Raw genomic sequence first — 23258 nt, forward strand, 5'->3', positions numbered from 1 at the left:
CGAACCCAGCCCGTAAGTCGGAGGTAAACGAAGAGTTTTCCGACGACCCGAAAATACAAGACAGCGGATTTTCGGTAGGGCGCCGAGTGAGGCGAAAGCCGAACCCAGCCCGTAAGTCGGAGGTAAACGAAGAGTTTTCCGACGACCCGAAAATACAAGACAGCGGATTTTCGGTAGGGCGCCGAGTGAGGCGAAAGCCGAACCCAGCCCGTAAGTCGGAGGTAAATGAAGAGTTTTCCGACGACCCGAAAATACAAGATAGCGGATTTTCGGTAGGCTGACCGATAATTTGAGCCAATAGGTAGTAGCCCACAAAGAGCCACTTGGGTGCTGTATAGTACAGGTAAGTCCCTTGTGAAATTAAGAAAAAAGAAAGCTTAGGTGAATGAAATGATTAAAAAGAAAAATGCAAAAGAACAAGCAAGAAGAGTACACAAAAGAATCAGAGTGAAGCTTGAAGGTTGCGCAGAAAGACCAAGATTAGCCGTTTACAAAAGCGGCAAGCATATTTATGCCCAGCTGATTGATGATGTAGCTAAAGTTACATTGGCAAGCGCGAGTACTTTAGATCCTGAATTGAAAGGTAAATTCGATAAAAACGGCGGTAATGTTGAAGCTGCTAAAGCGGTTGGTGAATTGGTCGCCAAAAGAGCCAAAGAAAAAGGCGTTGAATGTGCAGTATTCGACCGCGGCGGATTTGTATACCACGGAAGAGTTAAAGCCCTTGCTGATGCAGCAAGAGAAGGCGGATTATTCTTCTAATTTTAAATTAATTGAAAAGAGGTGGAAAAATTATTGTTTTTTCCACCTCTTTCAATATTTGCTAATAATATTATATTAATATGTAACGATTCCTTTGTCTTTTAATTTGCTTTCAATCCCTTTTGCAAGACCAATAGGCTCTTCTGAGCCGATAATTGCCTTTCGGAGCGCTCTATGGGCACTTATTTCGTAAGGTAGCGATGGAATGTCAGGGTTATATGCACCATATGTAATGTCTTTTACGCTTTGTTTGTGTCCATTTACAAGTGCAGTTCCTATTGATTCCTCAAAAACAAACATTCTTAAGAGAGGGGTCGTATTTACTATCCCCGTCCCAATGTTTCCGAGGGTTTCTTTTTGTGCTTTCCAAATGGCTGCTGCCACATCTTTTACACTGCCTACAAGTCCTTTGTTGTTTACTTGACCTACTGTTAAATCTGACATAATTTTTTCCTCCTAATTTTGTGCCTCAATTTGTAACGTTTTTATTTCTCTTTTAAGTTTTTTGCTATGTTCTAATGAAAAAAATATTTAAAGAAAAATTGCGTATTTACGCTGTTTTTATTAAGAAATATTAACAATAACGTTACTTTAATTAGTCTATAATATAAACGCTTATAGAGTTTACACCGGGATGAGATTTATTCATTATAAAGGTAACATATTTGTGGGATTTTAAATATGAATAAAAGTTTTGTCGGTAAAAAAATAAAAGAAGTGCGAAGAATAAAAGGTTTTACGCAAGCTCAACTTGCCGAAATGGTTGATATGCATGAAAAACATATTTCAAGAATTGAGATGGGCAAATATTTGCCAACATTTGAAAATTTGGTGAAAATTTTTAAAAGCCTTGATATAAACTTAAATGAAGTTGGTTATGAATTTGATTTTGAAGTTCATGCAAACCCGTTAAAGACAAAAATTATAAAAATTATAAACAATGCCAATGAAATTGAGTTAAATTTTTATCTTGGGCTGCTTGAACAAGCACAAAGAAGTATAAAATTGTTAAAGAAATAAGCCTTTGCTTTTTGTGGGTATGCTTTTAAATTTGTGCTAACATGTAATGTATCGTTTATAGGGATAATTTGTTTACTATGAAAAAAGTAATTGTTTGTTATATATTATTGGTTTTTCTTACTTCTTTTACGGTGATACCCAGTGCAAATGCTTTTTCTTTATTTAAAAAGAAAGAAGTTCAAGAACAGGAGCTTGAAGAAGTTGATTTGCAGATTAAAGAAACCGAAAAACTTCAGGTAAAGAAAACTGATGATATCAAAGATATAACAGCTGAAGTGAATGAAAAAACCATTGAAGCTCAAAAGCAGGCTTTTGAAATTCAAAAAAAGCAGGATGTAGAAGATATTACAAACCTTTGGAACGCTACAGTTGAGCGCAACAGCGTTATTAAATTCGCCATTAACAAGATAGATATGAACCCCGAACAGCGCAAAAAGCACTCTTCTAAAATGGCGAGAACTCTTGCTACATTAATTAATGGTGCAGCTATATTGCCGTACGTTTTCGGAATGGACGCATATCTTGCTACTTCTACGCTTGCGGGTGCTTCGCTTGCTACTCAGGCGACAAAAAACAAACTTGGCTACGGGATAGGTTCTGCTCCTATTTCAGATACGGAGCTTATCCAGCTTGCCGGTTTGGTTGAGGATTTGCAAAACCGCTTGATTAAAAATTATTATAATTATAAAGGCTCAATTGAAGCGCTTAAAGATTGCCGTGCTAAAATAGCGCTTTATCGCAAAAATTACAATAAAGCAGCTGCAGAAAAAAGTGAATCTAATACTATTTTGGCTCAAATGATGCTTGATAAACAGCTTTTAGAGGAAGTAAGGCTTAAAAATCAAATTAAACTGGCAAGAATAGAGCTTGAGCGTTTTGCGGGGGAAGAGGCTCTGAATAGTTTAAATTTAGCTAACATTAAAATGGTGAGTAAGTAACTATGCAAAAGATTTTTTGGATTATTTTAATATTTGTTTTATTTTTGCAAGCGGAGAGTTCGTTTGCGGCTGCTTCTAATGTATTAAAACAGCCGATGGGAAGATTTGGGGTTAAAGAAACCACTTTTGAACCTTATTTTACAAAGGAAGAAGTAAACAATATTATTTCTCAAGAAAAAAAACAGCAGAAGCGTATTTTTGATAAAGAAAACAGAGCGATTGCCGTTGAAATTGAAAAAGAGCTGGAAAAACAAAGACCCGAAGTTCTGGCGGATTTAAACATATTGTGGGTTAATGCCGTTGAGCGCAGTGAAACTATCCGTTATGCAATTATGAAACTATCAAATCCTAACGGCGAAGAGGTCAAAAAATCGGGCATTAAAAAAGTTCTGGCGCCTATCGCCGGTGTTATGCCAATGGTTGGGCAGGCGGCTATGAACCCTGCACTCAGTGCAAGTTCAATCATAGGCGGTGGATTATTGGGAACGGTTTTAAGCGACGATATTAACGCTAAATTATCTAAAGTTAACGATGCTGACTTGATTATTCTGGCTAAAGCGGTGGATAATTTGCAGCAGGATTTGATTTACAATTATTTTGGTTACATTAATGCTTACAGGGAGTATGATTACTCTGTTAAATTATCAGACAAAGCGCAAAAAAAATACGAAGAAATGAACAGAAAAAACTCTTCTAACATAGAATTAGCGGATTCTTTTTATCGTGAAGCATTGGACAATCAATATAAATTGCGGCAGGAATTTCTTATGAAACGGGTTGTTCTTGAACAAATGGTCGGCAACGAGGCGTTGCTGGAAGTAGAAAAACGATTATAGTCAAATAATCAGGCTGGTTTTATTAATTGACCTTTTGGACTAGTTTCTTTAATCCAAAAGGTTGATTTATTCATACGCTCAAACCCTTAAAATATAATAGTAGGCATTGTTGTTTGCGGGATTAAGGGGAGAGATATGCTGATTTATGAATCTTCTAAAGAGAAGCTTGATAAACTGAATAATAAAATTAATAAGCCTAAAACTAATGAGGCTTATGAGTGCTGCGTAAGAGCGTATGCGCTGCGTATTAATGAAAGATTTATTGAATCTGTCAATGAATATAAAAGAGCGCTGCAGGTAGAGCCTGAAAATATTGATGCATTGAACGGATTAATTTTTTGCTGTCAAAAAGCACAGGAGCAAGAAGAAGCGTTGAAATATTGCAATAGATTGCGCCGCTTAACTCCTTTCGATAAAAAAGTTTATTATCAAATGGGTTGTTTGGAATATGAGCTTGAGAACTATGTCAGTTCTATCAAATGTTTTATCAAGGCGATTAAGCTTTCGCCGCAGTATTATGAAGCTGTTTATGCCTTGGGGCAATCACATGAAGCTATTGAAGAGTTTGAAATGGCAAGTATGATTTATTCCAAGATTATTGAGGAGCGCCCGTCCTATATAAAGGCTTATAATAATTTAGGCAATTTATATGTAAAAATGAAAGAGTATAAAAAGGCTATAGAAGCTTATAAAAAGCTTATTTCCATTAATCCTGAATTCTACAAAGCATATTTGGGTATGGCGATTGCTTATGATAAAGCGGGTGTTAATTTTGAAGCGCGGAAATATTATAAAAAATACTTGAAATTAAAGCCGTTTTCAGGTCAGAGAGAATTTGTACAAACAAGGTTAAGGGATTTAAGACCTTCGTCTTCAGGCAGGTCTACGGCTAATTTACAGTTGGTAAGGTAGGTTTTTAATCATATATAAAAAAGGAGCTTCTCTTTGAGGGAAACTCCTTTTTATTTATAAGTATATAAATATTTCTATTTATTTACCAATTCTTTGAATTTTTTACCTGCAGAGAAAGCCGGAACTGTTTTAGCAGCGATTTTGATTTCTTTGCCTGTTTGAGGATTTCTGCCTTTTCTAGCAGCTCTTTTGCGAGCTTCAAAAGTTCCGAATCCTACTAAAGTAACTTTTTTACCTTTAGATACAGATTTTTGAACTGTTTCTACGAAAGCGCCTAATACTTCAGCGGCTTCTTTTTGAGTACATTTTGCTTTTTTTGAAATTTCTTGTACTAATTCTTCTTTATTCATGGAAAACTCCTTCCAGTAAATGTAACAGAATTATTATACTCTAAAATTCAGGCATGGCAAGTATTTTAATAAAATTCGTTTATAAATCGAATCTTGTATAGAAGCCGAATTTACTGCGCGGATTTTTTTTGTCAGCTTCTTCCACAAGCGATGCATCCACACCCAGTGAGAAACGTTTATTGGTTGGCGCATATTCAATAGAAACTTTATTTTCATTCCAGCTTTGTTCAAGCTTTTGGGTAAAAGAAGTACCTACATAAATATCTTTTGTAATACCTACTTTCCCCCCGACAGTATAGGTTGGTGAGGTTCTTGTAACTGCTGTCCCGTCGAATTGGTTGTTATTATTTATCTGCCCTTTTAACTGATAGCGTTTGAATTTGTATTCGCTAAAAATACCCAACGAAGAATTACTTTCGTAAGCATTTTTCTGCTTTGCATTTAACGCAGAACCTATGTTAATCAATCCGTACTTTGATTGTACAAGTGTATTTGAAAGAAGCAGGCTGCTTTCTGACTGATTTTTTGTTATGGGCTTGTGAGAGCTTTCGATTTTTGTATTTGTATTTTTAAATTCTTTTTTCATATTAAATTGGTTTGAGCTGTCAGCAGATTTTTTGGCGTTATTTTCGCCTTTAATATTTTTGGGCTTATGGAGTTTGTACCTGTTTTTATTGGAGGTATCAAACAAAATCTCATCTATAGGTTCAGTTTCTGCTTCTTCTGCGGTTTCATCATAGACAGTTATTTCTTCAACAGGAATTTTCGCAGATTTTTCCGCTTCCTGCGCTGATACAAGCGGCGTAGCAAACCACACCATTAACATGGATATTATTAGAATTGATTTTTTCATGACAATAATATTTTAACCCGAAATTGCCTCAATACAATCATTGCAAAGTGTAGGATGATAAACATTTTGGTTTAGTTCCCTATATTTCCAACAACGTTCGCATTTTTCGCCTTGAGCTTTTGTCACGTCTATCTTGATTTCATCTTCTTCATAAGAACTTAGAACCTCAACATCCCGGGGAGTGGTTAAAAATACCTGTGAAGTAATAAAGATGCTTGAAAGTTCGTCTTTTTCACTTTCAAGGTAGTTTTTGATGGACTGGTTAGAGGTGTTTACATATACTGCAACTTCAAGCGAACTGCCCGCTTTTTTGTCCGCTCTTAAAGGCTCAATTGCTTTGTTTGTAATTTCTCTGACTTTTAATATACTGCTCCATTTGTCGTCAAGTTCATTGTTAAGCCATTGTTCGCTGCCTTGACACCAGTCAGAGAGCAGAATACTCGTTAGCCCTTGTCTTTGATTTTCAGGTACAAAACTCCAAATATCTTCCGCTTGGTGAGGGGTTACCGGCACAAGCATTCTGATTAAGGCTTGCATAATTTCATACAGAACGGTTTGAGTAGCGCGCCTTGAAAGTGATTTTTTACCTGCGGTATATAATCTGTCTTTTACAATATCAAGGTAAAAAGCGCTCAAATCCACTGCCGCAAAGTTTTGCAGGAATTGAAAATATTTATAAAATTCATAATCGTTAAATGATTGCGTTACGTTTTGGATTAGAACCTGAAGTTTATGCAAGGCAAACTTGTCGATTTCTTTTAAATCTTCATATTGTACGTAGTCTTTTGCCGGGTCAAAGTCGTATAGGTTTCCGAGTAGAAATCTTGATGTATTTCTTACTTTTTTAAAGACTTCAACAAGCTGTTTAATAATATTATCGCCGATTTTAACGTCGTTTCTATAATCAACACTTGCAGCCCAAAGCCTTAAGACATCCGTACCAAAGACGTTAATGACTTTTTGGGGTTCTACAAAATTTCCCAAACTTTTACTCATTTTGCGCCCTTCGCCGTCAAGCACGAAACCATGGGTTAGGACTTCTTTATAAGGAGCTTCGCCTTTGGTTGCGACACTTGTTAAAAGCGAAGACTGGAACCAGCCTCTATGCTGGTCTGAACCTTCCAGATACATATCGGCGGGCGCGCCTAAAAGCTCGTCTTTTCTGGCATCAACAACCGCTTTGTGTGTAACTCCGCTGTCAAACCAAACATCCATAATGTCTGTTTCTTTGGTAAGGCTTTTGCTTTGGCATTTAGGGCATACGAAGTCTGCTCCTAAAATATCAGCGGCAGAATTTTCGCACCATGCATCAGAGCTTTTTACCGTAAATAAATCCGCTGTTTTTTTAATAGTTTCAGAGGTAACGATAGCTTCGCCGCAGTCCTCACAGTAGAAAACAGGGATGGGTACTCCCCACGCTCTTTGCCTTGAAATACACCAGTCAGAACGGTTTTCTACCATGTTACCTATTCTTTGCTCGCCGCTTTTGGGTATCCATTTTACTTTTTTTATTTCCGCCATTGCTTTATCGCGAAAAGCGCCTACATCTACAAACCACTGGGCTGTAGCCCTGTAAATAACAGGCTTTTTGCAGCGCCAGCAATGAGGATAGCTGTGTGTGATTTTTCTCTCAGTAATAAGTGCGTTTTCTTCTTTTAGGCGCTCTATTACTTTTTTGTTGCCTTCTGTATATTTTAGCCCTTCAAATTCACCTGCTTCTGCCGTAAAGACTCCTTTGTTATCAAGCGGAGATAAGACAGGGATTTTGTATCTTTGGGCTACTTCATAGTCTTCAAGCCCATGCCCCGGTGCTGTATGAACACAGCCTGTACCGGCTTCCAAGGTAACGTGGTCGCCCAGGATTATTAAACTGCTTCTGTCATATAGAGGGTGCTTTGTATTTAACTTTTCAAGGTCTTGACCTGTGCAGGTTCCTAAAATAGTTATGTTTTCTTCTTCTATTTCGGTGTCTTTAAGGAAATCGCCCAAAAGGTCTGTTGCTATTACATAAACTTCGTTGTTGTGTTTTACAAAGCTGTATTCAAATCTTGAATTTAGAGAAATAGCTAAATTGGCGGGAATTGTCCAAGGGGTTGTAGTCCAGATTACTGCATACAATGGCAGGTCGCTTGATATGCCTGCTTTTGAGTAAGCTGTTTTTTCATCATTCTGAACAAAACGGAATTTTACGAATATGCTTGAAGAAGTATGGTCATCGTATTCAACTTCCGCTTCTGCAAGCGCTGTTTCGCAATCCGCGCACCAATATACGGGCTTTAACCCTTTGTAAATGTAGCCGTTTTCGTACATTTGCCCGAAAACTCTTACCTGTTCCGCTTCAAAATCAGGTGCGATTGTTAAATAAGGGTGTTCCCAATCCCCCCATACGCCTAAACGCCTGAAGTTTGCTTCCTGACCTTTTAAGTTTTTAGCCGCAAATTCTCTGCACAGTTTGCGAAGCTCACTTTGCGTAAGGGCTTCTCTTCCGCCTTTGATTGATTTTACAACGGCATTTTCTATAGGAAGACCGTGCGCATCGTACCCGGGGATGTAGGGTGCGTAGTAGCCCGAAAGTGATTTATACTTTATTAAAATATCTTTTAAAATTTTATTTAAAGCTGTACCGATGTGAATTTTATCAGAACTTAAATATGGCGGTCCATCGTGCAGAATAAAGGCTTTTGATTTATTTCTTTGGGCTATGTTTTTTTCATATATTTTGTTTTCTTCCCAAAACGATTGGATTTCGACTTCTCTGACGTTAGCGTTGGCACGCATCGGAAGGTCTGTTTGCGGTAAATTTAAGCTTGTTTTATAATCTTTTTTCTCTACTTCTGTCATAATACTGCCTTCTTTAAATAAAAACTATAACAATAGTATAGAACAAAAATTTTGTTCCGTTAATACATTTTGAAATGACAAGACTGTTTTGCCAAAGCTTATTCTATTTGTTTAGCTATATGCAGCACAAGATTAAAATGCCTTATTTTTCTAGACAAAAATTATCGAATTTTGTGCTAAAATAGTGATGTTATGAAGAAATTTTTTACGGAATTTTTAGCAAAGATAAAAAACCTCGATAACTTTGTAAATGACTACAAGGTTAATACCAATGCTGTTTTTATGCCGTCTAAGGCATACTTGAACTGGGGAATGAACCTTGCTCTTTCGGGAAGTATTAATGAAGCTATAGAAAAGTTTGAAATGTCTGCTTCTATGGCATATTCCGATGCGGAAAGCTACCTGAACTGGGGAATAGCGCTGGCAAAATTAAAGCGGTTTGAAGAAGCGTTGGATAAATTTGACGAAGCTTTAAGAATAGATAAGCTTTATACACGGGCTTTTTCTTTAAAAGGAGCGGCTTTGGTAGAATTGAACCGTATTGATGAAGCTCAGGAAGCTTATGATAATGCTATCCGATTATCACCTGACGACCCTGAAATTTATACAAACTGGGGGATAGTTCTTGCCCGTTTAAATCAAAAACAAAAAGCACAAGAGCAGTTTAAAAAAGCTATAAAGGTAATGCCTCTGAATGTTAATGCAAGATTTTTGCTTGGGGTTGTTCTGTATGAGCAAAATAAACTTAAAGAAGCTATAGATGAATTTCTTTTTGCGGTAAAGCTGGAACCTAAGCATTCTATGGCTTTTTATTATTTGTCTTTGAGCTATACCAAAACCGAAAAGTTTCAAGATGCGCTTAACTGTGCGCTTAATGCACATCGTTTAGAACCATACAGGGTTGATTTTTTGGTAAATCTTGCGGAGTGCTACTATGACTTGGGGCAAATAAGGAATGCTTTGCGCAGCTATAAAATTGCAAAATCATACAACCCTCACGACTATACATTGTTGATTTCTTCAGGCATTTTTTATCAGAAAGTTGCTAAATACCCTAAATCCATAAATAATTTGAAAAAGGCTCTGCTTTTGCAAAGTAATGATATTTTGGCAAAATATTATCTTGGAATTTCATACCTGGGTAATGGACAGTACGATAAGGCAAAAGCTATTTTTGCAGGAATTTTGGAGGAGGATTCCGGATTTTTGGATGCGCTTTTGCAGCTGGCGCTTGTTTATGAAGCTTGCGAAGACTGGGATAATGCTATTAAAGCGTTTCTTGAGCTTTTTTCAAAGTCCAAAAGATTTACGAATAATTTTATAAATATTGCAAACTGTTATGCTCAAACAGGTAACTATGAAAAGGCAATAGAATACTATAAATTAGCTTTTGAATATAACAATCATGATTATAAACCTCATTATGAGCTTGCAAAACTTTATCTTGAGCGGCTAAATGACGTTAGAAATGCCCTGCGCTCAATCAGGGCGGCTAATAAGTTAAAAGTTAATGATGCGAAAATCAATGCGCTGTACTCTGATGTTTTGTTTGCAGACAAGGATGTTAACGGTGCGATTGAAAAAATTGATATTGCTATAGATAAAGATGAAAATAACAGCGAATATCACCAAAAGAAAGCTTTTTTTCTGGAAAAGAAAGCGTCCGGTTAGGGGTTTTAACAGGTGAAAGGTGAAGATATTAAGCTAATTAGCCCCGATTATACCGATGTTTGTTATCATAGTGGATTTTTGGTTTAGAGTCGCGACAAAATTCGGATATTCAAAAAATACTATATTAGGATTGCTGCTGCGAACGAGCTTCCCGTTGCCGTAAATGGTTTTGAGTTCTGTAATACTAAGGTTTTTGGGTTCTAAGTTGATGAAATTCAATATCCCGTTATGAAATACCAAAGATGCGCTTTTATATAACGGGTGCGCAACCATATATTCAGGCGGGATTTTGTATTCTGTTTTATCGGTTTTGACAGAGGCATTTGTCGGCTGAAATTTGGAGTATGATGCCTTAAAGTCATTTTCAAGATATTTCCCCGGAATGAATTCATTTATAAAATTGAATGATTTATAGTCAGGCAGTTTATTTATTACGGCGCCTATACTGGAATTGTAATCGGAAGTTCCGTAGAGAGTTATGCTGAAAACACTGACGTTATTTTTGTCCGTTACTATATTATAAAAATTGTAGTCGTGGTAATTGTACTTCTTGCTGTATTCAGTATTGACACTTAGCGGTTTGCCGTAAGTTTTTATGAATTTAGAGTAAGTTTGAGGTACGGCAAAATCAAACTCAATCCAGTCTAAATAATTGTCCTTAAAGCCTATTCTCACTGATTTATAAGTTGTGTCCAAGTCTTTTTCTTTAAAAATCGCATATATACCTTCGTATTCGGGGGTCGGGTATTTTGGTGCAATTTGTTGGAATTGGGCTATGGTTGTATTTTGAAATTTAATTTTTTCCAGTTGAAATCTGTTTAAGTCGTAGGCTTCAGGGAGTTTTTCAGGGAAAGCATAGGCGCTTAAAAGTATTGCAAAAACGGCTATTAATACTGTAGAAGTTATTTTGTGCATTGTTTCCCCCTTTTTTGTTTAAGTTTATAATTTTTCGATTTCTTTTTCAAGAATGTTTAAAATTTCATTTTCCTGAACTTGCGCTATTACCTCGCCTTTTTTAAAAATATACGCAAACCCCGCTCCGCCGGCTACTCCTATATCAGCATGTTTGGCTTCTCCCGGTCCGTTCACGGGGCAGCCCATAATTGCCAGTGTAAAGGTTTTTTCCGTGTGCTTGAATTTATCTTCTACCGTTTTTGCAAGAGTTATGAGGTCATATTGACACCTTCCGCAGGTCGGGCAGCTGACAAAGTTAATCCCTTTTTTGCGCAAACCCAGAGATTTTAGGATTTCAAACCCTGCGTAGACTTCTTCTTCGGGCTTATCTGTAAGCGAAACTCTTATAGTATCGCCTATGCCCTGATATAAGAGTGTTCCTATGCCGACCGCTGATTTTATAAGCCCGCCTTTTATTGTACCGGCTTCTGTTACACCTAAATGCAGCGGATAATCTATCTCTTGCGCAAGGAGTTCGTAAGCTTTTATCATCGTTACTACGTTTGAGGATTTTAGCGAAACTTTTATCAGGTCAAAATCTAAATCCTCAAGGATTTGTATGTGTTTTTTTGCGCTCAAAACCATTTTTTCATATAGCGGCAAATTCAACGCTTGAAACTCTTTCTCTAACGAGCCTGAATTTACGCCTATCCTGATGGGGGTTTGTCTTTCTTTTGCAAGATTGACGACTTTTTCGACAAATTCTCTGCGCCCTATGTTTCCGGGGTTAAGCCGCAATGCGTCTACTCCCTGATTTATGGCTTCTGTGGCAAGTCTGTAGTCAAAATGTATATCAGCAATCAGAGGGATTTTTATATGTTTTTTTATTTCTCCGATGGCTTCTGCTGCCTGCTTATCAAGTACCGCCACTCTTACAAGCTCACATCCTGCTTCCGCTAGTCGTGAAATCTGCTCTACCGTTGATTTAACATCTCTTGTATCGGTGTTGCACATTGATTGGACACTGACAGGAGCGTCAGACCCTATTTCAACCCCGCCGATATTTATCTTTTTCGTAGTTCTTCTTGTAATCATTTTATTCTAATCTCTGTCAATAGTGTATTTATGTTATAATCTTACCACAAAAAACAGGAGGGTTTTTTATGGTTTTAGCAGCGGTTATCTCTGATATTCACGGTAATATGGAGGCTCTGGAAGCGGTTTTTGCAGATATCAGGGCGCAGGAAATTAAAAATATTTTTGTGCTTGGAGATTTGGCGCTTTTTGGCGGCGAACCCAACGAAGCCATTGATTTTATCAGGGGTTTATCAAACGAATACAATACAAAAATTATTCAGGGAAATACCGACTTAATGCTTATTCAAGGTGCAAGCCTGCCTTCTGTTATGCAAAATGCGCTTGATTATGACAGAAAGATTTTGCGCTCCGATAACGTAGAATTTTTAGCGGGGCTGCCTGAGACCATGAGCGTTATGCTTGGCAAAACGAGTATTCTTCTGGTCCATGGCTCCCCGAGAAAAAACGACGAAAGTATTTTACCCGGCAAAGATATAAAAGAAATAATTCCTATGATAGAGGGAGTAAAAGAGGCGCTGATTTTATGCGGACATACACATTTTCCCGCGGGATATCAAATAGAGGATAAAACCGTCGTCAATGTCGGCAGTGTAGGCAGACCTTTTACCCAAGACCAACGCTCGTGCTATCTGGTCATCAATGCTGATGAAGAAAAAGAAAATTCCTTCTCGCTTGAGCACAGGTTTATCAAATACGATGCGCAAAAAGCTGCCGAAAAACTTGCTAAACAGGATTTTGAAGGTGCCAAAGCGCTTGCTGAAATGCTTCGCAAATCAACAAATAAATTTGTTACGAACTCTTAAGAAATTCATATTCAGCTAAGCTTGTAGTAAAATCTTCTTATGAGAAGAGATTGTTTAATAAAATTCATAATCTTGGTTTGGTGTGCATTATTTTCTTTTATGACTCCATCTTTCTGTGCGGACTTAAAGATAACTAATATTCTGGTGGATGATTCTTCCAACTTAATATTTTTAAACTCTAATCAAGACGTAAGAGATGCCGAGTACAAAGTTGATATCCTTCAAAACCCCAAAAGAGCTTATATTGATATTAAAGATACCGTCTTGAGTATTCCCAAGCAAACATTGGATTTTGAGACCGGACCTATTTCAAGGGTGATTATTGCCCAGAATTCCACCGATACTGTAAGAGTGGTGTTTTATACAGATGACGATAAAGTTATCAAAGATATTAAGCTGTTTAAGTTTCAAAACTCTTTGGTATTCAGGTTAAAAGACGTGGAATTTATTGATAATAAAACCCCTGTAATATACAGCGATATCCTCCCAAAAGAGTACGAACAGCAAAAAATTGAAATACCTATAGAAAAGGCAAAGTATTCTAAATATATTCTTACTAATATTGTCGACCGTAAATCACAGCTTTTGGTGAGCGGCGTGGGTACTTTGAAGCTTAATCGCCCGTTTATCCTGATTAATCCGATGAGACTTGTTTATGACATTCCTAATGCCATTGTAAAAGATAACTCCTTTTATGGTGATTATGAGCTTGAGAACGGAGATAAAATCAAGGTAGGACAGTTTGAAAGCGACATACTCAGAATAGTTATTACAACCTCAAAACCTGATAATTATAAGGCTTTTGTATCAACGGATTTGCAGTCTGTGTTGTTTGCGGACGTCCTCAATATAGACAACAAAGATTTGCTGGATGCCAATACTCCGTCTAAGCTTGAGAATATTACGGTTAAGCAGCCGAATTCCAATGATACTATGATGACGCTTAAATTTAATAACCCCACTATTCATTCGCTGAGACGTACTTATAACAAATTTATTATTGATTTGTTGAATGTGGATTATGAAACCAATAAAAATTTGTTTGATTGTCCGAAGTCAAACCAGTTTAAAGGTTTTACCGTGCAAAAACTTAACGGCAGCGCTAACTCAACAACCTTAACGTTTCCTGTCAGAGAAAGCTTAAAAATCGATACGGGTATGACAAGAGATGCCCAAACAATCGCGTTAAAAATCTCGGGAACCTATGAAAGCCCCAAACCTGTTCAAAATAAAGCACCTGCCTTGGCGCCCAAACCGCTGGACGGCAAAGTTATCATTGTTGATGCAGGACATGGGGGCAAAGATGCCGGCGCGTGTGCAGGTAAGTGTTATGAGAAAATTCCTGCGTTGTCCATATCCCAAATGCTTGCACAAAATCTGCAAAATCAGGGAGCAAAAATCATTATGACACGTGATGATGATACGTTTGTTACACTGCAAGACAGGGTTGCTATTTCTAACTATGAGAATGCGGACTTTTTTATAAGTATCCATCTCAATTCCTCGGAAAAAAGCCATATTAACGGGATAGAAACCCATTGGTATAAGCCCGACAGTAAAGAAGCGGCAGGTATTATACATCAGGCTTTTGCCGAGGCTGTTCCTGCAAATGACAGGGGCTTATTTAATTCTTGTTTTTATGTTATAAATCATACTAAAGCACCTGCCATTTTAGTCGAGGTAGGATTTATTTCAAACCCTGCGGAAAGAGAACAGCTGTTTGCGCAAAAGCGGCAGCAGGATACGGCAAAGGCACTTACCGAAGGTATAGTTAAATATTTTAAAGTGAAAGATAAATAGATAATGAGCATTGGGATTTTTGATTCCGGAGTGGGCGGCTTAAGTGTTCTTAAGAAGATGGTTGAAATTCTGCCTGACGAAAATTACATTTATTTAGGCGATACAGCCCGCGTCCCATACGGTGAAAAGACAAAAGAAGAACTCACGGCATTTTCGAGAGAAATTCTTGATTATTTTAAGCAAAGACAAGTAAAGCTGGTTTTGATGGCATGCAACACCTCATCAGCTAACACGCTTGATGTGGTGAAAGGCGAATACGACTTTAAAATCTTCGGGCTTATCAAGCCTACGGCTGAATATATAAGTACGCTCCCCGATAAAAGAATAGGGCTTATGGCTACGTCGGCCACCGTTAATTCAAAAGCCTATCCAACAGCGATTGAAGTGTTTGGCAAAGAAGTCTTTGACCTTGCCTGTCCGCCGTTAGTCGGTATAGTTGAATCAGGCATGATTTTTGATGAACAGAATAAAAAAACAGTGAAACAATACCTTAATCAACTTCTTGCGAAGGATATTCAAAGGTTGATTTTAGGCTGCACACATTATCCGTTTTTAGTTCCTGTTATGAAAGAAGAAGGTTTAAGGGATGAATTTTTTATTGACCCTGCGGATTGTATCAAAAATGATGCTAAAAAATACCTCGAAGATAATAAACTGCTTTTACAGGGCAAAGGAAGCATTGAATTTTTAACAACGGGCGATGCTGATGTTTTTGAAACAACAGGCAAGTTGTTCTTTGATAAAGTATCAAATGTTAAACATATTGAGCTTGTTTAGTTTATGAAAATATTGCCGATGTTGTTGCGGCACTGAAAAAATTAATTGCAGCTATTTCAAAATCATTATCAAGCAACCTGCCGCTTGATGCAATATCATAATCTTCCCAATAGGCAAGCTCTTTGGATGATAGTGCATTTTGCCTTTCGGCAAATAATTCAGGGGCAAGAGCCTTTAAATCTTCATCTTTTAATACATAGGATTGCCCCATTTTTTTTGTCATTTCACTTATGAAGGCATAAATTTTTCTTGCTACAAGCCAAATTTTCCATTTTGCATTTTCCAAATTAGTTTTAGAAATTTTACGTTCTTCTTGTTGTTGTTCTTTTTTTATTGTTATTTTTCTTAATTCTTCCGCATAATGAATTTTGTCTTCTTCTGCCCTTTCTCTTAGTGTTTGCACCAATGCGGAAGAATTGGCTTTGATAGCGGCTCTTGTTTCTGCAATGCTATTTAGGAGTTTTTGTTTAAAGCTTTCGGGGCATCTGTCGCTTTTTGCAAAAACTTCAACAGAATCTAATACGACTTCACTGGTCTTTTCGCTTGAAGTTACAAATATTTCACGCATTTCATCGCTTATTTTGTCTTTTTGCATTTCTTCCGCCAAAGCTTCGATAGATGCTTTTCTTAGCTCTTCTGTATCTTTTGAGGCTTGAAGATAAACTTCTGCCGCTTCTTCGTTGGTGCAGTGCAAAGTTGCTCTTCTTAAAGCTACTTTTTCCAAGGCGCCGTCTATGCTAAACTGACGTTCCAGCTGTTTTTTCTGTTCTTCTGTCAGGTTAGGGTTCTTAGCGATAAATCGTTTATAATTTTGTCTTGTTACTTCAGTTCTTAAGTCTGCACGGCGACCTTTGACGGTTTTGTGGTCCAGATTTTGGAATTGCATTATTTTGACGAAGGCGTCGAATTTTTCTTCGGTAAGTTCGTTGACATTAATGCCCATTTCCGTCATTTCCGCGATAATTTCTTTTCTTAACTCAACTTTTTGTTCGTCTGTTAAACTATCGCTTGCTTTTATCTTTGCTGCCAATTCGCTGCTGATTTCTTTATTTTTAAGTTGTGATATTTCGTTTAAATCAACGGCCGGTTTGACGGCTAAATCATTTGAAACGCTTTTATCGGAAGAAATACCGGTAGTTTCAGCTTTGGTATTATTGCCGAATAGTATATCTTTTAAATTGCTCCAAAACCCCTTCTCTGTTTGTTTTTCTTCGGTCTTTGGTTTTTCGGTTTCTGTTGCGGCAGGCTTTTTGGAAGAACCCAAAAAGAACTCTTTTGTTCTTTGCCACCAGCTTTTTTCTTCCTTCTTTTCTTCTGTTTTAGCTTCTTCTTTTTTCTTGGCTATCTTTAGAGAATCTTCCGCAGGAGCGGCACTTCTATCTCCGTGGATAGAGATAGGGTCTGTTGCGGCAGGTTTTTTAGAAGGTTCTTCATGAATAGAAACTTTTTCTTCCGCAGATTTTGCAGGAGCGGTCTTTTCTTGTTCTTCAAGATATTCTATTTCATCTGACGATAAAGATACTTTTGAAATTTCCATCTTTTTCCCTCTGTTAAACCAGTTTCCTTTTCATTTCGCAAGGAGTTTATTTCATTGCAATACAATAAAATAGTTTATTAGTTGTGATAAAAATCTTTTATCCTTCTCTATTTTTCTCCATGCTTAAACAAGTTATATTAAAATAAAAACAATCAATGTTAAATAATTGCCTGATTTTATTGCAATCAGGGATGAAAACAGTAGGTGTTTTACGAGTTTTTTAATACATACTTTGAATTTTCTTAATATACAAATAAAAATCTTTTCTTAAAAAATCGGGTGAAATAATTTCACAGTTTTTGCCATACCTTAAAACTCTGTTAAAAAAGAGTTTTTTATCATTGAATTTCCCCTGAACCGAAGTATATGAAGGTGTTTTTTCAAGGAATTTTTCGCCTTTTTTAAGAGTATAGGAGTTTGCAAGTTTTCCGTAAAGTTTAAATTCAACCGTAACTTTATATTGGGAAAATTTGTTTTTAACAGGCAAACGTACTACGCTTTTTATGTCAGAGATATCAATAAGCATATTTGATTTTTCTTTGAGACACATACCTGCGCAGTATAAACGGTTTTTCAGCACCGTAAGTCCGACAGGTTCAAATTCCATCCGGGTACCATCAGATTTTGTAACAAACAGTCTTTGGTTAGCTTTGCACAAATCCTTGAGCTTAGCTAACAATACATTATTAAAATTATCTGCTCTTAGGGCTTGCTGCATTTTTGGTTCAAAAACCAATTTATCAGCCTCCAGAAACAGCTTTATTCTGTCAGCAAATTCCTCAACATTATAATCATTCGGGCTAAAGTAAAAACTCTTAAGAGTAGTAAAAATATCTTCTAAAATATCGACTTCACCGTTATTGAAGCGGATTTTGACGGGGAAATCAACAAGCTTATAGCTTTTATTGAAATTATTTTCAGCATTTTTACGTTTTATATCTATTCCGAAAAGTTTAAATGTTCTGATATATTTTAAAATCGTTTCTTTAGAATAAAAAACATCGTTGGATTTTTCTAAAAATTCCGATACCTCATCTATATCAAAGTCAGGATGCTCAAGCATATAATCAAGACATAACAGCGCGTTATAAGAAGTTTGATTATAATTATTCACCATAAAACGCCCCTGTTTCTTTTAAAATATTGGCATAGGTGTTTACCAGATTTTCAGGTGCAATAATTTTGACATCATCACCTAATGAGGAAAGATACTGCAAAAAATGAAATTCATTTTCATAATCAATTTGCGCCACTATTTTTTGCGGGGTTTCTTCCGTGATTTTTTTGCCTTTAACTCCCGTAAATAAAATAGCCTGTTTTTTATAAAATTCACAAACAGCGCTTTGCAATTTATATTCCTTTCCGCAGTTAATATCTGATTGCTTAATATCTAAAATTCTGTCTGTTCTCAAATACTGTATCTGTTCGGATTCAATGTTATAACACCAAAAGTAAAGTTTATCGTTTTCAAGTTTTATAGAAATTGCTTCAACTAAAAATTTTTTATGCCCTGAATTTGGTGAAAGATAATTAACTTCAAGCACAAATTTTGACTTTAAAAATTCTTCAATCATTTCTATTTTTTGATGCAATTCAAGCCCGAACGGTTCCGTGTTAATGACTTTTGTATAAAGCAGGTTTTTGGTTTGAGGGCTGCTTATATCAGCTATTTTCTTTGCAAGATTATTGAAATGGTAAATTGACTTGTATTCTCTGAAGTTCGCTATTATTTCTTTAATCCCGATTAAAAATTTGACATCTTCAACAGTGATTTTTAATAAGTCGATTTGCTCCCGCAGGGAATATTCGCGGCAGGATTTGTTGGGTGATTTTATCTTGAAGCCGAGTTTTCGCAAAGAATTAATATAAATCCCCAGCATATCATCGGATAATCCGTTTAGAAGCTCTTCTTTTTCAGCAGGCGAATCAAGCAGCTTGAACATTGTTCTGATAACAAAAGCAGCGCCTGATGAAATGTTTTTATCTTTTAGTAAGTCAAACTCTCGTGAGGTTTTATTATCCGGCATTTGGAATTGGTTTCGCTTTCAATTTTGAATTTAAAGTCATTAACATCGGTTTTTATGGGCGCAAAAGTATCATAATGCATGGGGATTATTTCTCCTGCATTGAGCCATTTTGCAGCCTGCAAAGCTTCTTTTTGCCCCAATGTAAAGTGTCCGCCGATAGGAAGCATACAAATATCGGGAGCAAAAAGCTCTCCTACCATTTTTAATTCGGCGCTAAGTCCGGTATCACCGGCATGGTAAATTTTTTTGCCTTGAATTTCAAGCAATATACTTGTTGCAATTCCGCCATAATCACCTTCCGGCGTGCTGCTTGAATGGTTTGCAGGTAAAAATAGGGCTGTTCCCCAGTCAAAGTTCAAAGTCCCGCCGGTATTTACAGGGTTAACGTTCGCGCCTTTCTTTTGGCAGTACAAAGCCAGCTCAAATATGGCGGTGATAGTTGCACCTGTTGATTTTGCAATCGGAATAGCATCACCTGTATGGTCTGAATGTGCGTGCGTCAGCAAAATATCCACAGGGCGGATTTTGCTTATATCACCTTTAAAATGAGGGTTCTGAGATAAAAACGGGTCAATCAGAATACTGCCTTGAGGAGTTTCTATTTCAAAAGCACTATGCCCAAAGTAAGTTATCTTAAAAGTCATATTTTATTCCTCAATCTGTATTTACAATCAAGTTTATTTTTTTTGTCAACTGAAAAAGCCTTTTGCTGACTTCACCTTGGCTTATTCCTAAAAAATCCGCTATGAATTTTTGTCTTTTGTGTTTTAGATATTTGAGTTCAAAAATCTTGTAATAATATTCATTTGGTTCTTGGCTGTCTATTTCAATCACTTTGTCATAAATTTCTTTGAGAGTTTCGCGTGCGCTAATTGTTTCAACGAAATTAACCGCGGGGTCTTGCAGTTCTAAAATCCCGTTGTCAGAAGGATTTTCGCCTGTTTCAATCGGAGCGGTTATGATTTTTTGATAGCTGCCCGCTGCTTTTGTTAATCTTCCCGATGTGCGCAAAACGTGGATAATAGAGGTAGATATTACTTTGTTTAAGTAGTTGTTAATTTTTTGAGGGTCTTTGATATTTTTGATAATACTAAAAGAGCGCTTTAAAGTTTCGGCACAAAAATCCTCAAATAAGTCCTCATTGCCTGAAAACCTCTTATTTGCCGTTACCAACTTTTCGATTAATTTTTTATAATCCTCGGCGACAATCAATTTTCTACTCTCTTAAACGCATAATATCTAAGTATAGTATATCAAGAATTTTATACGTTAGGCAATAATTATATAAAAATCATCTTTTTGAAGGGGTATTAAAAGCAATCACTTAATTATCCTTCCCAAAGAGCGCAAGTGTTCATACGAGAGCCCTGCTTCACCCAGTTCATCAGCTGTCAGTCCAAATAACATAATAAATTCTTTGGCATTATCATAGTTGTTGTTAATAATAAGCTCACTAACAACAAAATCAACCGCCTGTTCTCTTGTCATATCGTATTTTTTATAACTGTTTCTGGCTCTTGCGAAACTTCTTTGCTTTGCTTTACCCATTTATACCACTATTGTTCAATCATAGACACTCTGACCTGATGCCTGCCGCCTTCAAACCCCGTTTTTAACCAGGTAAGGGCTACTTCCTTTGCCAAATCAACACCGATTACACGAGCGCCCATAGTCAAAATATTGGCATCATTGTGAGTTCGGCTGACTCTTGCTGAATATGTGTCATGACAAGTTACGGCTCTTATTCCTACAACTTTATTAGCGGTAATACAAACACCCAATCCGCTTCCGCAAAGAATTATTCCTTTGTCAAATTCGCCATCAGCAACCGCAAGTGCAACTTCTTTTGCTATAGAAGGATAATCGGAAGGTGATTTTTCATAAACACCGAAGTCATAATACTCTATGCCCAGTTTATCCAACATGGCAACTAACTCTTGCTTTAGCTCAAAACCCGCATGGTCAGTACCAATTGCAACTTTTTGCTTTTTAAAATCAAAACTCTCAGACACTAACTGCTCCTTGTCTTAATACATGCCATCCGTCAGTATACTTTATTATAGTAGATTCCAAGCCTTCTGCATAGTACCCGTAATCATCAATTATAAAATCAATTTCATCTCCAAAATAATTTATCACATCTTCTTTGCATAGCGGTGATTTTTGGGTGGAAATATTGGCGCTTGTGGTAGCAAGCAGGTGCAAAGGCGAAGCAAATTCCGCAAGCTCCGCAAAAACTCTATGGTTTGGAATTCTAATACCAACGGTATCCATATCAGAGGTCATATAATCCATGGTTAAACCGGACTTTTGTGTAATCAGGGTCAAAGCCCCGGGGAAATGCTTCCCGATTATTCTTTTTTCTTCTTCATTCAATCCTTTAACGTACGGCAGCAAATAATCCAATTGGCTGCTCATAAGAATTAAGGGTTTTTGGGGGTCGCGCTTTTTCAATTCATAGATACGCATAACACCTTTTTTACTGGACGGGCAGCAGCCGAGTCCCCATACCGTATCGGTAGGAAATGCCACTACTCCTCCGCTCAGAAGTATTTCTTTAATTTTTTTGTGGTTGTGCCGGAACAAGTGTTGAGGGTTCTTTTTCATCTTCTTTTTTCTGCTGTTTTTCTAAATCACTCATATCTTTTAAGAACTTCAAACAAAAACCGTTTGAAGAAACGGGAGGGTCTTCTTTTGTAAGAGAAATGAGTTTTGTTTTTGTGCCTTGATAATCTATAGACCAGGCTCCCAAAAACTTGCGCTCATCGCCATGATATCCGTACGCAAGAGCAACTATCTGCTCCTGGCTGACAGAATCAAAACCAAGAGGTTTAATATCCCATTTGTAATCGTCAAGGAATATTTTTCTGTTTTCCCAAAAATATTTTACGGCTTCGCGCAAAGGATTTAAATCATATAACTGTGCTGTAGTGAGGTCATAAACGTATATTCTTGTTTCATAAACTTGGTCCCTGTTTTTGCCCATTTTTTCCTTGATTAAAATTTTATCTGATGCGCCGTTCCAATCAACAACCGTAAAAGTGTTGAATTTATACGGTATCGCAGCAATCATATTCGTTTTTATAACAGGGTCAAGTTCTTTATCAGCCGTAGATACGCTTAAAATCGCATCCTTTTGTGACAGAGCGGTATCAAGTACGATTAAATAAAGGCTTGAAGCGGTGATTTCAGGCTGACCGTAGTAGTAAATTTCGCTGTAAGCCAAGTACTGAAAATCAGGCGAAGCGACAGCATTAAGATTATACTGCCCTGCGTTTCTAAGTCCGAAAAGGTTCAATTCCCTTGAACCCGGCGGAAAATTATACTTAACAACCTCATAGTTGGAAGCATCAAGAATTTCGTCATAAATTATATTTTTGTCATAAGCCTTATCTTTGGCTAAACAAGGCGATATAAGCATTATCACCATTATAAAAGCCAATAAATATCTCATTAAACAATACCTTCTTTCATAGCGGTAACAGCAGCTTGCGTTCGGTCATTGACGCATAGTTTTTGCAAAATACTATGGACATGAGCTTTTGCCGTTGCCCTTGAAATTATTAAACGCTCTGCAATCTCAGGGTTGTTAAGCCCTTCGACAATCAAAGCCAAAACTTCTATCTCCCTTGCAGTCAGTCCGCAGGCCTTAACAAACTGGGTAGGGTTTTTTTCTTGCGCCGCGGTTGTGTCTACGTTTACAACTTTATTCAAAACAAGCTTTGCAATAGCAGGGTCAAGCCATGCCGTACCGTCATTAACCGCAATGATTGCATTGGCAAGCTGAGCAGCATTAGCGCCTTTCATAATATAGCCGTCCGCGCCCGCGCCTAAAGCCGCAAAAACATCTTCTTCCGACTCTCTTGATGTAAACATAAGAATTTTTGTATCAATATTAAGCGCACGAATACGTTTTGTGGCTTCTATACCGTCAATTTCAGGCAGACCTATATCCATAAGGATTACATTAGGGATGAGCTTGCGTGCTTTTTCAACACCCTGCACGCCGTTAATCGCTTCGTCTATAAGAGTAATACCTTCAGCTTTTTCAAGGGCAACCGATAATCCCATTCTGGTCATTTCATGGTCTTCTACCAAAAGAACTTTAATATTACTCATTTTCACTCCTTCTTATAACC

Annotated in this window: 25 protein-coding genes; 9 read left to right on the plus strand and 16 right to left on the minus strand. The window is 37.1% G+C overall.

Annotated elements, in window-relative coordinates; all coding sequences use genetic code 11:
• Window positions 1-390: 390 nt before the first annotated feature.
• Window positions 391-762, plus strand: coding sequence for a 50S ribosomal protein L18 (gene rplR, locus PHX18_01625; GenBank protein MDD3593305.1), 372 nt, complete (start codon window positions 391-393; stop codon window positions 760-762).
• A gap of 75 nt (window positions 763-837) precedes the next feature.
• On the opposite strand, the gene PHX18_01630 is transcribed toward rplR, so the two are convergent.
• The gene (locus tag PHX18_01630; GenBank protein MDD3593306.1) at window positions 838-1206 is read right to left on the minus strand and encodes a hypothetical protein; all 369 of its coding nucleotides are present in this window, start codon (window positions 1204-1206) and stop codon (window positions 838-840) included.
• A gap of 237 nt (window positions 1207-1443) precedes the next feature.
• Here PHX18_01630 and PHX18_01635 point away from each other — a divergent pair, with 237 nt between their 5' ends.
• The 4 genes from PHX18_01635 to PHX18_01650 all read left to right on the plus strand — a co-directional run bounded on the left by PHX18_01635 (window position 1444) and on the right by PHX18_01650 (window position 4468).
• A complete protein-coding gene (locus PHX18_01635; protein ID MDD3593307.1) occupies window positions 1444-1782 on the plus strand; it encodes a helix-turn-helix transcriptional regulator in 339 nt (112 codons plus the stop codon).
• Window positions 1783-1859: 77 nt separating this feature from the next.
• Window positions 1860-2720, plus strand: coding sequence for a hypothetical protein (locus PHX18_01640; GenBank protein MDD3593308.1), 861 nt, complete (start codon window positions 1860-1862; stop codon window positions 2718-2720).
• Between the two features lie 2 nt (window positions 2721-2722).
• Window positions 2723-3556 carry a hypothetical protein gene (locus PHX18_01645; protein MDD3593309.1) on the plus strand — a complete coding sequence of 278 codons (834 nt, stop codon included), beginning with the start codon at window positions 2723-2725 and terminating at the stop codon, window positions 3554-3556.
• A 135-nt stretch (window positions 3557-3691) separates the two neighbouring features.
• The gene (locus PHX18_01650) at window positions 3692-4468 is read left to right on the plus strand and encodes a tetratricopeptide repeat protein (protein MDD3593310.1); all 777 of its coding nucleotides are present in this window, start codon (window positions 3692-3694) and stop codon (window positions 4466-4468) included.
• Window positions 4469-4542: 74 nt separating this feature from the next.
• Here PHX18_01650 and PHX18_01655 read toward each other — a convergent pair whose 3' ends face one another.
• The 3 genes from PHX18_01655 to ileS form a co-directional block, all read right to left on the minus strand.
• Window positions 4543-4818 (minus strand): HU family DNA-binding protein, encoded by a 276-nt coding sequence (locus PHX18_01655; GenBank protein ID MDD3593311.1) that lies wholly within the window; start codon window positions 4816-4818, stop codon window positions 4543-4545.
• A gap of 79 nt (window positions 4819-4897) precedes the next feature.
• Window positions 4898-5671 (minus strand): hypothetical protein, encoded by a 774-nt coding sequence (locus PHX18_01660; protein MDD3593312.1) that lies wholly within the window; start codon window positions 5669-5671, stop codon window positions 4898-4900.
• Window positions 5672-5683: 12 nt separating this feature from the next.
• On the minus strand, window positions 5684-8512 hold the full coding sequence (gene ileS, locus PHX18_01665) for an isoleucine--tRNA ligase (protein ID MDD3593313.1): 2829 nt from the start codon (window positions 8510-8512) through the stop codon (window positions 5684-5686).
• Window positions 8513-8704: 192 nt separating this feature from the next.
• On the opposite strand from ileS, the gene PHX18_01670 reads away from it, so the two are divergent.
• Entirely contained in the window at window positions 8705-10183 is a 1479-nt protein-coding gene (locus tag PHX18_01670; protein ID MDD3593314.1) for a tetratricopeptide repeat protein, read from the plus strand.
• Window positions 10184-10216: 33 nt separating this feature from the next.
• Here PHX18_01670 and PHX18_01675 read toward each other — a convergent pair whose 3' ends face one another.
• Together PHX18_01675 and ispG are read right to left on the minus strand one after the other, a co-directional pair.
• Window positions 10217-11098, minus strand: a complete 882-nt coding sequence (locus tag PHX18_01675) for a hypothetical protein (protein MDD3593315.1) — start codon at window positions 11096-11098, stop codon at window positions 10217-10219.
• A 24-nt stretch (window positions 11099-11122) separates the two neighbouring features.
• A complete protein-coding gene (gene ispG / locus PHX18_01680; protein MDD3593316.1) occupies window positions 11123-12172 on the minus strand; it encodes a flavodoxin-dependent (E)-4-hydroxy-3-methylbut-2-enyl-diphosphate synthase in 1050 nt (349 codons plus the stop codon).
• A 68-nt stretch (window positions 12173-12240) separates the two neighbouring features.
• On the opposite strand from ispG, the gene PHX18_01685 reads away from it, so the two are divergent.
• Genes PHX18_01685 through murI form a run of 3 tightly spaced genes read left to right on the plus strand, consistent with a single transcriptional unit; the run spans window position 12241 to window position 15555 of the window.
• A complete protein-coding gene (locus PHX18_01685; protein ID MDD3593317.1) occupies window positions 12241-12978 on the plus strand; it encodes a metallophosphoesterase family protein in 738 nt (245 codons plus the stop codon).
• 39 nt (window positions 12979-13017) lie between these two features.
• The gene (locus PHX18_01690; protein ID MDD3593318.1) at window positions 13018-14778 is read left to right on the plus strand and encodes an N-acetylmuramoyl-L-alanine amidase; all 1761 of its coding nucleotides are present in this window, start codon (window positions 13018-13020) and stop codon (window positions 14776-14778) included.
• 3 nt (window positions 14779-14781) lie between these two features.
• Window positions 14782-15555: a glutamate racemase gene (murI, locus tag PHX18_01695; GenBank protein MDD3593319.1), complete on the plus strand. Its 774-nt coding sequence runs from the start codon at window positions 14782-14784 to the stop codon at window positions 15553-15555.
• A gap of 1 nt (window position 15556) precedes the next feature.
• Here the strand turns inward: murI and PHX18_01700 are convergent, their stop codons facing one another.
• The 10 genes from PHX18_01700 to PHX18_01745 form a co-directional block, all read right to left on the minus strand.
• Window positions 15557-17092 (minus strand): hypothetical protein, encoded by a 1536-nt coding sequence (locus PHX18_01700; GenBank protein MDD3593320.1) that lies wholly within the window; start codon window positions 17090-17092, stop codon window positions 15557-15559.
• Window positions 17093-17312: 220 nt separating this feature from the next.
• Window positions 17313-18209, minus strand: coding sequence for a WYL domain-containing protein (locus PHX18_01705; GenBank protein MDD3593321.1), 897 nt, complete (start codon window positions 18207-18209; stop codon window positions 17313-17315).
• Window positions 18199-19119 carry a WYL domain-containing protein gene (locus PHX18_01710; protein ID MDD3593322.1) on the minus strand — a complete coding sequence of 307 codons (921 nt, stop codon included), beginning with the start codon at window positions 19117-19119 and terminating at the stop codon, window positions 18199-18201. The genes PHX18_01705 and PHX18_01710 overlap by 11 nt, the downstream gene beginning before the upstream one ends.
• Complete coding sequence (locus PHX18_01715) at window positions 19080-19763, minus strand: metal-dependent hydrolase (protein ID MDD3593323.1); 684 nt, start codon at window positions 19761-19763, stop codon at window positions 19080-19082. Before PHX18_01715 ends, PHX18_01710 begins: the two co-directional genes overlap by 40 nt.
• 10 nt (window positions 19764-19773) lie before the next feature.
• Entirely contained in the window at window positions 19774-20331 is a 558-nt protein-coding gene (locus tag PHX18_01720) for a sigma-70 family RNA polymerase sigma factor (protein ID MDD3593324.1), read from the minus strand.
• 108 nt (window positions 20332-20439) lie between these two features.
• Window positions 20440-20667: a hypothetical protein gene (locus PHX18_01725; GenBank protein ID MDD3593325.1), complete on the minus strand. Its 228-nt coding sequence runs from the start codon at window positions 20665-20667 to the stop codon at window positions 20440-20442.
• Window positions 20668-20675: 8 nt separating this feature from the next.
• Window positions 20676-21131: a ribose 5-phosphate isomerase B gene (gene rpiB, locus PHX18_01730; GenBank protein ID MDD3593326.1), complete on the minus strand. Its 456-nt coding sequence runs from the start codon at window positions 21129-21131 to the stop codon at window positions 20676-20678.
• Window positions 21124-21726 (minus strand): L-threonylcarbamoyladenylate synthase, encoded by a 603-nt coding sequence (locus tag PHX18_01735; GenBank protein ID MDD3593327.1) that lies wholly within the window; start codon window positions 21724-21726, stop codon window positions 21124-21126. The genes rpiB and PHX18_01735 overlap by 8 nt, the downstream gene beginning before the upstream one ends.
• Window positions 21677-22573, minus strand: a complete 897-nt coding sequence (locus PHX18_01740) for a hypothetical protein (protein MDD3593328.1) — start codon at window positions 22571-22573, stop codon at window positions 21677-21679. The genes PHX18_01735 and PHX18_01740 overlap by 50 nt, the downstream gene beginning before the upstream one ends.
• A complete protein-coding gene (locus PHX18_01745; GenBank protein ID MDD3593329.1) occupies window positions 22573-23238 on the minus strand; it encodes a response regulator transcription factor in 666 nt (221 codons plus the stop codon). Before PHX18_01745 ends, PHX18_01740 begins: the two co-directional genes overlap by 1 nt.
• Window positions 23239-23258 lie beyond the last annotated feature (20 nt).

Source organism: Candidatus Gastranaerophilales bacterium (genome assembly GCA_028696075.1).
Lineage (GTDB): Bacteria > Cyanobacteriota > Vampirovibrionia > Gastranaerophilales > JAILCC01 > JAQVHS01.